The sequence below is a fragment of the Streptomyces sp. R28 genome (assembly GCF_041052385.1).
Lineage (GTDB): Bacteria > Actinomycetota > Actinomycetes > Streptomycetales > Streptomycetaceae > Streptomyces.
Genome location: NZ_CP163439.1, coordinates 9,354,476 through 9,368,865 on the forward strand (window position 1 = coordinate 9,354,476; position 14,390 = coordinate 9,368,865).

General features: G+C 70.4%; 10 protein-coding genes. 5 read left to right on the forward strand and 5 right to left on the reverse strand.

Annotated features, from left to right (window positions below; all coding sequences use genetic code 11):
• The first annotated feature begins 7 nt into the window (after nt 1-7).
• Nucleotides 8-1,033 (forward strand): non-homologous end-joining DNA ligase, encoded by a 1,026-nt coding sequence (gene ligD, locus AB5J49_RS41050; RefSeq protein WP_369173960.1) that lies wholly within the window; start codon nt 8-10, stop codon nt 1,031-1,033.
• Here the strand turns inward: ligD and AB5J49_RS41055 are convergent.
• The 3 genes from AB5J49_RS41055 to AB5J49_RS41065 all read right to left on the reverse strand — a co-directional run bounded on the left by AB5J49_RS41055 (nt 1,030) and on the right by AB5J49_RS41065 (nt 7,940).
• Nucleotides 1,030-3,150, reverse strand: coding sequence for a HEAT repeat domain-containing protein (locus tag AB5J49_RS41055; RefSeq protein ID WP_369173961.1), 2,121 nt, complete (start codon nt 3,148-3,150; stop codon nt 1,030-1,032). The genes ligD and AB5J49_RS41055 overlap by 4 nt on opposite strands.
• Before the next feature lie 111 nt (nt 3,151-3,261).
• Nucleotides 3,262-5,445, reverse strand: coding sequence for a family 16 glycoside hydrolase (locus tag AB5J49_RS41060; RefSeq protein WP_369175429.1), 2,184 nt, complete (start codon nt 5,443-5,445; stop codon nt 3,262-3,264).
• Nucleotides 5,446-5,459: 14 nt separating this feature from the next.
• A complete protein-coding gene (locus AB5J49_RS41065; RefSeq protein WP_369173962.1) occupies nt 5,460-7,940 on the reverse strand; it encodes a ThuA domain-containing protein in 2,481 nt (826 codons plus the stop codon).
• 178 nt (nt 7,941-8,118) lie between these two features.
• Between AB5J49_RS41065 and AB5J49_RS41070 the strand changes: the two genes are divergently transcribed.
• From AB5J49_RS41070 to AB5J49_RS41080, 3 genes are all read left to right on the forward strand, one after another.
• Complete coding sequence (locus AB5J49_RS41070) at nt 8,119-9,126, forward strand: multicopper oxidase domain-containing protein (RefSeq protein WP_369173963.1); 1,008 nt, start codon at nt 8,119-8,121, stop codon at nt 9,124-9,126.
• A gap of 14 nt (nt 9,127-9,140) precedes the next feature.
• Nucleotides 9,141-10,064, forward strand: coding sequence for an ornithine cyclodeaminase family protein (locus AB5J49_RS41075; protein WP_369173964.1), 924 nt, complete (start codon nt 9,141-9,143; stop codon nt 10,062-10,064).
• A gap of 102 nt (nt 10,065-10,166) precedes the next feature.
• Nucleotides 10,167-11,204 carry a LacI family DNA-binding transcriptional regulator gene (locus tag AB5J49_RS41080; RefSeq protein WP_369173965.1) on the forward strand — a complete coding sequence of 346 codons (1,038 nt, stop codon included), beginning with the start codon at nt 10,167-10,169 and terminating at the stop codon, nt 11,202-11,204.
• Between the two features lie 37 nt (nt 11,205-11,241).
• Here AB5J49_RS41080 and AB5J49_RS41085 read toward each other — a convergent pair whose 3' ends face one another.
• Nucleotides 11,242-12,033, reverse strand: a complete 792-nt coding sequence (locus AB5J49_RS41085) for a VOC family protein (protein ID WP_369175431.1) — start codon at nt 12,031-12,033, stop codon at nt 11,242-11,244.
• A 317-nt stretch (nt 12,034-12,350) separates the two neighbouring features.
• Between AB5J49_RS41085 and AB5J49_RS41090 the strand changes: the two genes are divergently transcribed.
• Nucleotides 12,351-12,605 carry a WhiB family transcriptional regulator gene (locus tag AB5J49_RS41090; RefSeq protein WP_369173966.1) on the forward strand — a complete coding sequence of 85 codons (255 nt, stop codon included), beginning with the start codon at nt 12,351-12,353 and terminating at the stop codon, nt 12,603-12,605.
• Between the two features lie 706 nt (nt 12,606-13,311).
• Here AB5J49_RS41090 and AB5J49_RS41095 read toward each other — a convergent pair.
• Complete coding sequence (locus AB5J49_RS41095) at nt 13,312-14,286, reverse strand: acyl-ACP desaturase (protein WP_369173967.1); 975 nt, start codon at nt 14,284-14,286, stop codon at nt 13,312-13,314.
• Between the last annotated feature and the right edge of the window lie 104 nt (nt 14,287-14,390).

A 14,390-nucleotide genomic window follows, 5' to 3' on the forward strand; every position in this document is an offset into this window, starting at 1 on the left:
GGCTCGCATGGGCGAAGCGGTGGAACTGGAAGCGGGCGGTCGGACCGTTCGCCTGTCCAACCCGGGCAAGGTCTTCTTCCCCGAGCGCGGCTTCACCAAGCTGGACCTCGCCCGCTACTACGTCGCCGTCGGCCCCGGCATCCTGCGCGCCCTGCGCAACCGCCCCACCACCCTGGAGCGCTACCCGGACGGCGTCACCGGCGAGTGGTTCTACCAGAAGCGGGCGCCAAAGAGCATGCCCGACTGGATCCCCACCGCCCACATCACCTTCCCCAGCGGCCGCAGCGCCGACGAGATGTGCCCCACCGAGGAGGCCGCCGTCCTGTGGGCCGCCCAGTACGGCACGCTCACCTTCCACCCCTGGCCGGTCCGCCGCGACGACGTCGACCGCCCCGACGAACTCCGCATCGACCTGGACCCACAGCCCGGCACCGACTTCGACGACGCCGTCCGCGCCGCCCACGAACTGCGCGCCGTCCTGAAGGAGTTCGGCGGCCTGCGCGGCTGGCCCAAGACCTCCGGCGGCCGTGGCCTGCACGTCTTCGTGCCGATCGAGCCGCGCTGGACGTTCACCCAGGTCCGGCGCGCCGCCATCGCGGTGGGGCGCGAGATGGAACGCCGGATGCCCGAGCAGGTGACGATCAAGTGGTGGAAGGAGGAGCGGGGCGAACGCATCTTCATCGACTACAACCAGACGGCACGCGACCGCACGATCGCCTCCGCCTACTCCGTACGACCACGCCCGCACGCCCCGGTCTCGGCCCCCCTGCGCTGGGAGGAGGTCGGCGAGGCCCACCCCCAGGACTTCGACATCGCGACCATGCCCGCGCGCTTCGCCGAACTCGGCGACGTGCACGCGGACATGGACGACCACCGCTTCTCGCTGGACGCGCTGCTGGAGCTGGCGAACAAGGACGAACGCGACCACGGCCTCGGCGATCTGCCGTACCCGCCCGAGTATCCGAAGATGCCGGGGGAGCCCAAGCGGGTACAGCCGAGCCGGGCGAAGAAGGAACCGGGCGGGACGGACTAGGGCGACTCTGCGAGCGTCACCAACCGACGGCAGTCCCTCAGCAGTCCCTCGTCCGCGGCGACGTCGTAACGGGTGTTCGTGGCGGAACTGTCGTCGGCACGGCTGACGTTGCTGTGGCGACGGGGGGAGGACAGCTCCTCACGTATCAGTGGGAGGGCCGGCGCGGCGGCCGGACCCATCTCGATCAGGCAGGCGGCGGCGGTCGGCCGGGCGCCAGGGGAGGCCGTCCACTTGTCGAGCAGCATCGGCAGCACTTCGTCCACGTCCCGGGCGGTCTTCCACAACGCCACGATCACGTCCGTATGCGCGTCGCGCGTCGCGAGCAGTTCCCGCAGCCGCGGAGCCAGCGGCGCGGCGGCCGGGCCCAGCGCGGCCGCGGCCTTCAGGGCCGGCGACAGCTCCAACCACTCGTCCGACTCCAGGCCTTGACGGACCAGGGGCAGGAGGGGCTCACCCTCGCCGCCCACCGCCGGCAGTGCCGCTGCCGCCCCCAGCCGGATCTCCAGCGGCACGGACGCCGTGGCGACGAACTCCCGCAGCCGGGGCCCCGCTTCGGCTGCCGCCGACCCGTACCGGGAGAGGGCTCGCGCCAGTGACCACATGGACATGCGCCCGATACCGGGCTCGACCATCTCGACGAGGAGCGGCAGCGACTCGGGGTGGGCGAGCACACCGAGCGCCGCGACCAGGCGCTCCTTCGAAGGGGTGCGGCGGTCCGACGACAGTGCCACGAGTCGGCGGTGCAGCTCCGGTCCCAGCGGGGCCGCGGCCTCACGGCCGATCCGCTCGACCCACTCGCCCAGGTCCTCCGGGACGGTGCCCTCCCGCGCCAGCACCTCGGCCAGTGCGGGGACGGCCCGTACGTCGCCCTGCAGCGCGAGCGCCTCCAGCGCCTTGCCGAAGAGGGTCCCCTCCCAGTCGCCCGGCTCCCAGGTGTCGTCCCACTCCCGTACGCACATCGCGAGGACATCGGCGATGACCTGTGCGATCGGGGCCACGTGGCACAGCTCGGTCAGGGCCCGCTGTGAGAGCCGGGGTTCGTGCTCGATCAGCTGGCGGGCGAGCAGTACGACCGGCAGGTCGTCGGGCGCCCGCCACCCCGTCAGCAGCGCGCCCGCCATGTCGACCGCGGCCATGCGCTGTCCCCAGTCCGGGGTCTGCAACTGCCCGACGAGGAGATCGAGTCTCGGCTCCGTGTGATCATCGAGTGCCCAGTGCAGTTCCTCCAGCAGGTCGCCGGCCCTCGATGCGTCGACGCTGTGGCGCTGCGTGGCCTCCAGCTCGCGCAGGTGCGACACCATCGTGTCCGTGCGGGGCCGCTCCGGCGCGTCCGGCCGCTCCTGCCCGGCCTCGTCCTGCCCGGCCCCGTCCTGCTCGCACGCGAGCTCCATGATGTCCAGGACGGTCTCCACCAGGTCCTCCGGCAGCGACGCGACATCGCAGCGCGCCAGTTGGACCAGGCCCGCCAGACGCTGCTCCGGTCGGGACTCGACGGCCACGACCTCGCGCAGTACCGCGCCCGCCTCGGCTCCGAGCGCGTCCCTGTGGTCGGCGCCCAGCCTGCCGATCGCATGGATGAGCGCGCCCACGGCCTGAGGATCCCGCTCGACGGTCAGCCGCTCCCGCAGCGCGCCGAGCACGCGTGCCGGATCCGGATGCACATGGGCCAGCGCCGCGGCGGCCGCCGCACGCACCTCGGCGTCCGGATCCGCGAGCAGCCCGAAGAAGACGTCCGCGCGCCCCCGAACCGTCGCCCAGGCGTCCAGAAAAGGCTGGACGAACGCCGCGTCCTCCTCCTCGTCCTCGAAGAGGCCCCCGATCTCCTCCGGGTCGGGTTCCCGCTCACCCGCGATGCTGCACAGCAGATGCACGACCGCGCCCCGGTCGGCGACCGACGCAGTGGTCGCGAGCTCGAAGAGGAACGGTATGCACGCGACCGTGCTGGCGTACACATCGCCCTGGTGGTGCAGCGCCCCGTACATGCCGTCGAGCGCGATCTCCCGACAGGCCGGGTCGTCCGAGGCCAGGTCCCGCAGCAGGTCCGGCACATCGGTCGCCGAGTCGGTGTACGCATGCCCCATCGACGCCCAGTCGACGTCGTCGATCCCCGTGAACACGTCTTTCCTCCCGTAGCGCAGTGGCGCACGGCGGCTGCCACCGATCGACAGCATGCCGTACGCCACTGACAACGGGCCGGGCGGGAGCCCCGGCTGTGACTGGAGCTGGAGCTAGAGCTCCTTGATCCGGATGTCCCGGTAGGACACCACGTCGGTCGTGCCGTGCACCTGGAGCCCGACGTACCCGGAGGCGAACCGGCGCCCGTCCGTGCCCGGGTCGTCCGAGCGGGGCGGGACGAAGTCCTGGCCGCCGGTGTTGTCGAACTCGTTGATCAGCACGCCGTTGCGGTACACCGAGTAGTGCTGGTCGACCACGCGGATCTCGTAGTCGTTCCAGGTGCCCTTCTGGGTGACGCCGGCACCGGCGAGCCCCACCCGGTCGAAGCCGTAGACCGAGCCCGTCTTGTACATGTCGCCGTCGGGCCGGTCGAGCACCTGCACCTCGTGCCCGTACTTGATGGCGACCCACTCGGGCCGTGACTCCTCGGGGTGGTCGTGGACCCAGGGGAAGCGGACGAACACGCCGGAGTTGGCGTTGCCGGTGCCCGGAGCGTCGTCCCGCCACTGGAGCCGCAGCGAGAAGTCGCCGTACTTGCGCTCCGGGAACCACAGCATGCCCAGCCCGGGCCTGGTGGTCCCACTGGTGATCGTCCCGTCACCGTTGGGCGCGAACGAACCGCCGCCCACCTGCTGCCACTTGGCGAACGACTCCGCGCTGCCGTCGAGGATCGTGCGGTAGCCCTCGGTCTGTCCGGGCTCGCCGATCCCGGACTGACGGGCGGCTTTGCGGACGGCGTTGTACTCGCGCTGGTCGCAGGCCCGTTCCTTCAGGAGTCCGTCCAGGACCGTTGTCACGTGCTTGAGGAACAGGGCGTGGGACGTCCACTCCTTCTCGTCCTCGATCAACTCGTTGATCCGGCACCGGCTGTTGGTGAGCCGGTTCGGGACACCCGAGTCGACCGTGCCGACGATCACCGTCAACCGTTCGTCGAACTCCGGGCAGTTGGGGGCCGGGACCTGGCCGGCCACCACGGTGAAGGTCACCGTGCGGGCCGCGGAGGTGTTGCCCGCCTTGTCCGTCGCCCGGTACGCGAGGGTGTGCGTGCCCGCGCGGTCGACGACCACCGGGGCGCCGTACGCGAGGTACGGTCCGGCGTCGATCGAGTACTCGATCCGGTCGACACCCGAGCCGTGCTCGTCGGTCGCCGTGACGGTCACCTCGGCGTTGCCGATGTACGCCCCGGACGAGTTCCTCGTCCCCTCGACGGTCACGCCCGTCACCGGCGGGGTCGTGTCCGGCTGGGGCGCCGCCACGACCGTGAACTGCACGTTCTTCTCGGTGGCGACGTTGCCCGCCTTGTCGGCGGCCCGGTAGCGCACCGTATGCGCGCCGACCTCGTGCACCATCACGGGCGCGCTGTACGGCTGCCAGGCGCCGGTGCCGATCGCGTACTCGATCGTGTTGACGCCGGAACCGGTGTCGGAGGCGGAGACGGTCACGGTCGCCATGTCGATGTACGTCCCGTCGGGGTTCCGCTCGCCGCTCACCGTCGCCGAGGTCTCCGGCGCGGTCGTGTCGTCGGTGGGCGGTGGCACCACCGTGAACTCGACGTTCTTCTCCGCGGAGACGTTCCCCGCCTTGTCCAGGGCGCGGTAGCGGATCTTGTGGGTGCCGACCTGGTCGACGACGACCGGAGCGGTGTACGGCTGCCAGGCGCCCGCGTCACCGACCGCGTACTCGAGGCGGTCGACCCCGGAGCCGCCCGCCTCGTCGGTGGCGTGGATCGCCACGCTCGCCGAACCGACGTACTGCCCCTGCGAGTTCTGCGTACCGCTGACGTGGGCTGTCGCCTCGGGTGCCGTCGTGTCCGCGCCGCTGCCCTCGGTCACCACGAGGATGCCCTGCATCTGGCCGTGGCCGGGGATCGTGCAGTGGTAGCGGTACCGGCCGGGGGTGAGCGTGACCTCGGCGGTGTGGCGGCCGCCCTGGTCGTCGTTCGGGTTGGCGAGGATGTTGAGCTGGACGTCGTTGTTGAACTCGGGGTCGGAGGTGTCGAACGTCAACGTGTGCGGCATTCCGGTGGTGTTGCCGGTCGCCGTGCTGTTCTCGAAGACGATCGTCGCCGTGCCCGCCACGGCGGTCGCGGGTGCCGAGCCGTACTTCGTGATGTCGTCACCGGCGGTCCAGGTGAGGACCTGTTCGGCGGCGGCTTCCCGGCTCTGCGGCCGGCCGGTCGCGGGCAACGCCTGCAGTCCGAGCACCACGAGCATCGCGGCCAACAGGGCCGTCCACATTCTTCGTTGCCGTGTCACTGCGTCCCCCTCGCCAACCGGTCGGCGGCCGGAGTCGGCGCACCGCCTGTGTAAGTGACCCGCCACAGTGCCGACTTGGCGTCCGAGGTGAAGAAGCCGCGGCCGTAGTCGAGCACATACAGCGCGCCGTCCGGACCGAACTTCCAGTCCATGAGGTTCTTGATGCCGTCGTTGCCGATCGGCACGATCTTCTTCAGCGACTCCGAGTGGACCGGCAGACCGCCGTCACCGTGGGTCTTCGGGTCGGTGATCACCGCGTTGCGCGGCTGGTCGGCGTCGTAGAAGTCGCCGACGAACCATTTGCCGTCCCAGTAGGCCGGCCACTTGACGTCACTGGTGGCCGAGACGGCGTCGTACCGGTACACCGGCCCGTTCATCGCGGCCTGGCCGCCGCCCTTGAGCCACGGCAGCAGATAGGTGGACTCCTCCTGCTTGTACGACGGGACTCCGTTCGCATCGCGTGGGAAGTCCGGGGCGCCGCCCTGGGGCGAGTACCAGATGTTGTTGCCGGTGACCGGCGGGAGGTTGACGAGGCCGTCGTTGTTCGGCGACTCGTTCTTCGGGTGGTCGCAGTCGTACCAGCCCAGCGGCTTGGTCGGGTCGGGCAGATTGCGGTCCCGGTAGGGCTGCTTGTTGCCCATGCAGTACGGCCAACCCCGGTTGCCCGCCCTGGTGATGACGGCGAACGTGTCGTACTTCGCCGGGCCCCAGGTCGTGGAGGGCGCCGACGCGTCAGGGCCGACCCAGCCCGCGTACAGGATGTCCGTCTGCTTGTCGACGAAGATCCGGGCAGGATTCCTGACCCCCATCACATAGATCTCGCCACGCGTCTTGCCGCCGCCCTCGTCCGTCTCCCGGCCCGTGAAGAGGTTGCCCTCCGGCAGCGTGTACGTGCCGTCCGGCTCGGGGTGGATGCGCAGGATCTTGCCGTTGAGGTTGTTGGTGTTGCCGGCGGTGCGGCGCGCGTCGGCGAAGGACACGCCCTTGTAATTCGGCTCCGGGTTGTTGCCCGAGTAACCGTCGCTGAAGCGGCTGGAGTTGTTGTCGCCGGTCGCGATGTACAGGTTGCCCTGGGAGTCCCAGGTCATCCCGCCACCCGCGTGGCAGCAACTGTGGATCTGCACGGGCCACTTGAGCAGCACCTTCTCACTGCCCAGGTCCAGCTTGTTCGTGGCGAGGTCGAGCGTGAAGCGGGAGACCCGCCGCTCGGCCATCCTCGTGTCGCGGTTGATCTGCGCGTGCGGGGTGTAGTGCAGATACACCCAGCCGTTCTCCTCGAAGCGCGGGTCCAGCTCGATGCCGAGGAGCCCCTCCTCGACCTTGATCAGCTCATCGCCGCCGCCCTTGTTCCCGAAGACCGTCAATGCCCCTGCCAGGGTGACCTTCTTGGTCTTCGGGTCGTAGACGTGGATCTCGCCCTTGCCCTTGCCGATGTCCGGGTTGTTCCAGTCGGTGATCACCGGCTGGGAGGAGTCGGCGCCGCCCCGGCCGATGTAGAGCACACGCCCGTCGGGGGCCGTGACCAGGCCGTGCGGCTCGCCGATCTGGTCGTTTTGACCCGGCTGGTTGGCCTGGGTGAGGCGCTCGGCCTTGTAGTTGCCGGTGATGGTCGCCTTGCAGTCGGCCCGCGCGAGCCGGGTGGTCCACAGCAGGGCGCCGCGCAGATGCGTACGGAAGTCGGTCTCGTCGTACGACGACACCGTGCCGCCCATGCCCGTGTAGAAGGAGCGGCCGCCGTCGTAGTCGCGGCACCAACTCACCGGATGGTCCCAGCCGTTGGCGCTCGTGCCGGGCTGGTAGCTCGACTCCCGTACCCGGGCGACGGTATGCACCGCACCCGACGGGTTCTTCGCCCAGTTCAGCCACTTGTCCGGCCGCTTCCACTGAACCGGAAGCTCCTTGGTGGCCGGATGCTGCCGGTCACCGACCTCGACGACCGCCCGCTGGACGTTCGTCGGGCCCCCGCCCGCCGGTCGGGCGCCGACGAGACCGGTGAACCAGTCCGAGTACGGCTCGGCGCGGGCCGCGTCATGGATGCCGACGAAACCGCCGCCCGCCTCCATATAGGCCTCCAGGCCCGCCTCCTGCTCGGGGTCGAGGACGTCGCCGCCGCCGGTCAGGAACACGATGGCGTTGAAACGGCCCAGCTCGGTGTCATCGGTGAAGACCGAGGCGTCGTTCGTGGCCTCGACCTTGAAACGCTGGTCGGTCGGACCCGACAGGCCGATCTTCTCGATCGCCCCGATGCCGGCGTTCACCAGAGGCGACTCGTCGCCGGCGGCCGCGGACCCGTGGAAGATGAGCACCCGAACATTCGCGCCGCCCGGCGGCGACTTCACGGACATCGTTGTCAGGGGTGGCTCCGGGACCGGGCGTGCGTCGGCCGCCGGGGCGGACATCAGACCGGCGGCGACGATCCCGGTGGTCACAGTGGCCACCCAGGTCTGTCTTGTCGTGCTCAACCCTCGTAAGTGCATGGGCACCTCCACGGTCACAGCAACAGCGACAAGGAAGCTAGACCCCTTTGAACGACTCGCCAATACCTATGGCCGTACTGGGGCCAACTTTGTCCTGAGTGTGGATAAACGGGGGAGTGGCCGGTACCGTCTCACCGGTTCATCCCCGTAATTTCCGTACCGCCGTAGGGAGTTCGGCATGAACAAGGGCAGCTTCGACAGACGTGGCTTCGACCGGCGTGCCTTCAACAGGCGTGTGTTGCTGGGCGGCGCTGCCGTCGCGACATCGTTGTCCCTTGCGTCGGTGCCCGAAGCCGTGGGTGCCGACACGCCACCGCGGACCGCCCCGGCCGGCGGCGAGGTCAGGCACATCAAGCTGTACGCCGAGAAGCTCGCCGACGGGCAGATGGGCTACGGCCTCGAAAAGGGCAAGGCCACGATCCCCGGCCCGCTGATCGAGCTCAACGAGGGCGACACCCTGCACGTCGAGTTCGAGAACACGATGGACGTGCCGGTGAGCCTGCACGTCCACGGCCTCGACTACGAGATCACCAGCGACGGCACGAAGTTGAACAAGAGCGACGTCGAGCCCGGCGGCACCCGCACCTACACCTGGCGCACCCACGTCCCCGGCCGCCGTAAGGACGGCACCTGGCGGGCGGGCAGCGCCGGGTACTGGCACTACCACGACCACGTCGCCGGCACCGAGCACGGCACGGGCGGCATCCGCAAGGGGCTCTACGGCCCGGTGATCGTCCGGCGCAAGGGCGACATCCTCCCGGACGCGACCCACACCATCGTCTTCAACGACATGCTGATCAACAACAAGCCGGCGCACAGCGGGCCCGACTTCGAGGCGACGGTGGGCGATCGCGTCGAGTTCGTGATGATCACGCACGGCGAGTACTACCACACCTTCCACCTGCACGGTCACCGCTGGGCGGACAACCGCACGGGCATGCTCACCGGGCCCGACGACCCCAGCCAGGTCATCGACAACAAGATCGTCGGCCCGGCGGACTCGTTCGGGTTCCAGGTGATCGCGGGGGAGGGGGTCGGGGCGGGCGCGTGGATGTACCACTGCCATGTCCAGAGCCATTCCGACATGGGGATGGTGGGGTTGTTCCTGGTCAAGAAGGCAGACGGGACGATCCCGGGGTACGAGCCGCACGAGCACGGAAATCAGTTGGGCGGGCATGAGCACTGACGGACCATGGACGGGTGACTCTCCTCCTGACGCGCAGTGATCTGGAAGCCGTACTGGAGCCGGAGGCCTGCATCAAGGCCCTGCGGGAGGGCTTCCGGTCTGCGGACAGTGGGCCGATCGCGGGACAGCGCGTAGTTACGGACCTGCCCTTCCCCGGCACGGCCACCGCCCTGATCCCGGGCCTGCTGCCCGGCGTCCCGGCCTACACGATGAAGGTCAACGCCAAGTTCCCCGGCGCCCGGCCCGCCCTGCGCGGGGTGATCTGCCTGCACAGCGGCGTGGACGGCGAGCTGCTCGCCCTGCTCGACTCGGCGACGGTCACGGCATGGCGGACCGGGCTGGCGGCGGCGCTGGGGACGGATCTGCTCGCCGGTCCGGGCGCGTTGGTGGGGGTGATCGGGGCGGGGGCCCAGGCCGAGCTGGTGGTACGGGGACTCGCCGCGCTACGGCCTCGCGCAGGCCTGGTCGTACATGACACCTCCGCCGACCGCGCCGCGGAGTTCGCCGGGCGACACGGTGGGCGGGTGCTGTCCTGCGTGGCGGAGGTAGCCGCTGCCGCCGACCTCGTCCTGTCGGCGACGTGGTCGAGAAAGCCGCTGCTGCGCCTGGCGGACACCAGGGAGGGCCAGCACTTCACGAGCCTGGGGGCGGACGAGCCGGACAAGGCGGAGCTGGCGGTCGATCTGCTGGAGGCCGCGACGGTCGTGGTCGACGACCGTGAACTCGCGGTGAGCATGGGCGCGTTGGCGCACGGCGGGACCGCCGACGCGACCTTGGGCGAGGTGGTGCGGGGTGAGCATCCGGGGCGCGTGAGTGCCGACGGCCGCACCGTCTACGCGCCGGTCGGGCTGCCCTGGCAGGACCTGGCGCTGAGCTGGGTGGCGTATCGGGCGGCGGAGGAGGAGGGTGTCGGGCGGCGAGTGGATCTGCTGGCGTGAGTTCCAGGAGCGGTTTCGGTGATCCGAGAGCGCTCTCACCCGGTTCCCGTCGCGGCTATCCTGATCCGCACCCAGCCACGAGGAGCCACGAGGAGCCCCGAAGTGACCGACACCGCCCAGCGCCCCACCCTGGAGGCCGTGGCCGCACGGGCCGGGGTCTCGCGGGCCACCGTGTCCCGGGTGGTCAACGGCGGGGACGGGGTGCGGGAGCCGCTCGTGGAGCGGGTCCGCAAGGCGGTGGAGGAGCTCGGGTACGTGCCCAACCAGGCCGCCCGCAGCCTGGTGACCCGGCGGCACGACGCCGTCGCCGTGATCGTCGCCGAACCGGAGACCCGCGTCTTCGCCGACCCCTTCTTCGCGCTGCAACTCCGGGGGATCAGCAAGGAGTTGACGGCGCATGACAACCAGCTGGTACTGCTCCTGACGGAGGGCCGGGACGACCACGCCCGCGTCGGCCGCTACCTCGCCGGCGGGCATGTCGACGGAGCGCTCGTCTTCTCACTGCACCTCGACGACCCGTTGCCCGGCCTGATCCAGCACGCCGGAGTCCCCACCGTGTTCGGCGGACGCCCCGACTGGAGCGGCGACCGGCGTGGCGTGGTGTACGTCGACAGCGACAACCGTGGCGGCGCCCGCGACGCCGTACGCCACCTCGCCGGCCTCGGTCGCACCCGCATCGCGCACATCACCGGCGCCCTCGACCAGACGTCGGCGGTGGACCGGCTCGACGGCTACCGGGATGTCATGGTCGACGCCGATCCGCGGCTCATCGTCGAGGGCGACTTCACGCCGGCCGGCGGCGAGCGGGCGATGCGTGAGCTCCTGCAGCGCTGCCCGGACCTGGATGCCGTGTTCGCCGCGAACGATCTCACCGCGGCCGGGGCTCTGCGGGTGTTGCGCGAGTCGGGGCGCCGGGTGCCGCAGGACGTCGCCGTGGTCGGGTTCGACGACATGCTGCCGGTCGCGGAACAGACCGAGCCCTCGCTCACGACGGTTCGTCAGGACATAGAGGAGATGGGCCGGTTGATGGCCCGGTTGTTGCTCCGGGGGCTCGACCGGCGCGCCGCCGAGCAGGGCGTCGGCGCCGCACCGTCCAGCGTGGTACTGCCGACCACACTGGTGCGGCGCGCGTCCGCCTAGGTCGTCCGACGGGAGCCCTGCGTCCCGTCCCGTGCCCTCAGCTCTGCGGCGGCGCGCTCTTGATCACCGCGAAGCGTGCCCCGTACGGGTCGCTGAGCTTGGCGATACGGCCGACGTCCGGCAAATCCGTGGCCGGTATCCGGACCGAGCCGCCCAGCTCCTGCGCTTTGGCGACCGTGGCGTCCGTGTCCGTGACCTCGAAGTACGGCAGCCAGTACGCCGGGTCCTGCGCCTCCGCCGGATCGTCGGCCTTGTCGACGACCCCGCCGAACATGGCGTCCTCGCCCTCCCCGGCAGGGCTGAACGTCGTGTAGGTGCCGCCGTAGAAGTCGAGGGCGAAGGTCTCCATGCCGAGCGTCGCGTGGTAGAAACCCGCAGCGGCCGGTACGTCGGTGGTGTACAGCTCCAGCCAGCACAGTGAGCCGGGCTCCTGGACGACGTCGAGGCCCTTGTTGGTGCCGGGCTGCCAGAGACCGAAGGGCACGCCCGCCTTGTCGGCGAGGATGGCCATGCGGCCCAGGTCCATCACGTCCATGGGCTGCACCAGCACCGAGCCGTGCGCCTGCTCGGCCGCCTTCGCCGTGGCGTCCACGTCCGGCGTCCGGAAGTACACCGTCCAGGAGGGCGGACCCTGCTCCTCGGTCGTCTGCATACCGCCGGCCGTCGTCCTGCCGTCCAGCTGGAACAGGCCGTAGCCGCCGGTCTCGGGCCCGCCCGGCCGGAACCGCCAGCCGAACAGGCCGCCGTAGAAGGAACCGGCGCCCTCGATGTCCGGTGTGCCGAGGTCGATCCAGTTCGGCGCGCCGGTGACGTAACGGGTGGTGAGCATCATCGCCCTCCTCGGAAGGTTCCCGTTGTCCGTTGTCCGTTGTGCTGTCTGCTCTGCCGAGTCTTGCACCGCCCACTGACAATCGCCGCCGGAGTGCTGCCGGAGCGCTGCCGCCGACCGCGTCGACCGCCGCGGTCACCTGGGTGACCAACGAGGACCTTTCTGTTCTTCACCTGTTCCTGTTTTTCACCCGTTTCCGCGCGCCGCCGTGCGCCGCAGTGCTCGGAGGGAGACCATCGAGTCGGCCGGGGGCCCCGCGGCGCGGCGTTGATCCCGCGTTGATCGAACGTTTTTCGCCGACCGGCACGATCCTGCGTATGCACACCGAAACGATCACAACGATCACCCCGCCCGACCTGGACTGGCAGCAGGAGGCGTTGTGCGCGCAGACCGGGGCGGACTTCTTCTTCCCCGAGCCGGGCAGCTCCGTACGGGAGGCGAAGCGGATCTGCGGCCTGTGCCCGATCCGCTCCGCCTGCCTCGAGTACGCGCTCGACAACGACGAACGCTTCGGCGTCTGGGGCGGCCTGTCGGAGAAGGAGCGCCTGGAGCTCAGGCGTACGTCACGCTGAACCGTCACGTCCCGGCCCGTGACCGCGAGCGCGAGCGCCGGCCCGTCCGCCGACGCCGCCGACCGCATTGCGCGGAACCGGCACGGACAGATGAACCGCACCCCTCCGGGGCCTGCGTGATGTCCACCGTCACCGTCCGGTCGGCCGGGTCGTGGGTGAGCCGGTAGCCGGAGGGCGCGCCGAAGAGGTGGGCGTGCCATCGACAGCGATGTGCCGACCTTGCGGCGCCCTGTGCGGGCGTATCCCGGGCGCCGCCACCGTGAGCCGGCGCCTGGAGTGAGCCGCTGAGGGGGTGGGTTGGTGGGCTGGAGGCTGCGCGGCGTGTCGGCTGGAAGTGGCTGAGTGTGCGGGGGCGCCCGGCGCGCGAGCCGTCGGCGCCACCGTCAGCCGGCCACCGAGCCACTCGCACGCCGTCGGGCGGCGGCGTCCAGTTGCCGGGGCGCCCCGGCAGGCCCTCTGCCCTCCGGCCCGGCAGCCCTCTCCCGGAACGCTGCGCGCCGGAGCCCCCAGGACCGGGAGCCTCGCCCTCAGCCCGCGCTGAATGCCTTCGGTCGGCGACCCCGGTGTTCGCGCCGTGAGTCCCCGGCCCGTGCCCCGGATCCTTGTGCCGTCAGCCGTCAGCCGTCAGCCGTCAGCCGTCAGCCGTCAGCCGTCAGAGCACGGCACTGCCACGGTCCGCAGCGACGGCCCTCGGCGCCCGCCGCTCTCAAGCCCCGGCCCGAGCCGCCATCCGGGCCTTGCGAGCCGCCAGCTTCTCGTCGAACTTCAGGGCTTCCGCGTCCAGGCCGCCCATGAACAGACCCAGCTCCTCCTGGGCCTTCTGGCCCTCCGGGCCGAAGCCGTCCATCTCCATGACCTTCAGGTGGCGCAGGACCGGCTGGAGCACGTCGTCGTGGTGGATACGCATGTTGTAGACCTCGCCGATGGCCATCTGCGCGGCGGCGCGCTCGAAGCCGGGGATGCCGTGGCCGGGCATGCGGAAGTTGACGACCACGTCGCGCACCGCCTGCATCGTGAGGTCCGGCGCGAGCTCGAAGGCCGCCTTCAGCAGGTTGCGGTAGAAGACCATGTGCAGGTTCTCGTCGGTCGCGATGCGCGCCAGCATGCGGTCGCAGACCGGGTCACCGGACTGGTGGCCGGTGTTGCGGTGCGAGATGCGGGTCGCGAGCTCCTGGAAGGCGACGTAGGCGACCGAGTGCAGCATCGAGTGTCGGTTGTCCGACTCGAAGCCCTCGCTCATGTGGGACATGCGGAACTGCTCCAGCTTGTCCGGGTCCACCGCGCGCGAGGTGAGCAGGTAGTCGCGCATCACGATGCCGTGCCGGCCCTCCTCGGCGGTCCAGCGGTGCACCCAGGTGCCCCAGGCGCCGTCGCGGCCGAAGAGCGAGGCGATCTCGTGGTGGTAGCTGGGGAGGTTGTCCTCGGTGAGGAGGTTCACGACGAGCGCGATCCGGCCGACCTCGGTGACCTTGGACTGCTCCTTGTCCCAGGCCTCGCCGTCCTCGAAGAGGCCGGGGAAGTTGCGGCCGTCCGTCCACGGCACGTACTCGTGCGGCATCCAGTCCTTGGCGACCTGCAGATGCCGGTTGAGTTCCTTCTCGACCACTTCCTCCAGCGCGTACAGCAGTCGGGCGTCGGTCCAGACGGCGGGGCTGCCGAGGTGAGGGGAAGCGATCGTCACGGGAACTCCAGGGGGACGCACAACACGGGGCATGTGGCCGGCGAGCGGTTGCCGGAACCTACGGGATCGTAGGCTACGAAACCGTAGGTTACGAAGCCGTAGGT

Coding starts and splice junctions, on each gene's coding strand:
- AB5J49_RS41065 (WP_369173962.1), bottom strand. CDS start 7,940: ATGCACTTACGAGGGTTGAGCACGACAAGACAGACCTGGGTGGCCACT.
- ligD (WP_369173960.1), top strand. CDS start 8: ATGGGCGAAGCGGTGGAACTGGAAGCGGGCGGTCGGACCGTTCGCCTG.
- AB5J49_RS41090 (WP_369173966.1), top strand. CDS start 12,351: ATGCACACCGAAACGATCACAACGATCACCCCGCCCGACCTGGACTGG.
- AB5J49_RS41060 (WP_369175429.1), bottom strand. CDS start 5,445: ATGTGGACGGCCCTGTTGGCCGCGATGCTCGTGGTGCTCGGACTGCAG.
- AB5J49_RS41085 (WP_369175431.1), bottom strand. CDS start 12,033: ATGCTCACCACCCGTTACGTCACCGGCGCGCCGAACTGGATCGACCTC.
- AB5J49_RS41070 (WP_369173963.1), top strand. CDS start 8,119: ATGAACAAGGGCAGCTTCGACAGACGTGGCTTCGACCGGCGTGCCTTC.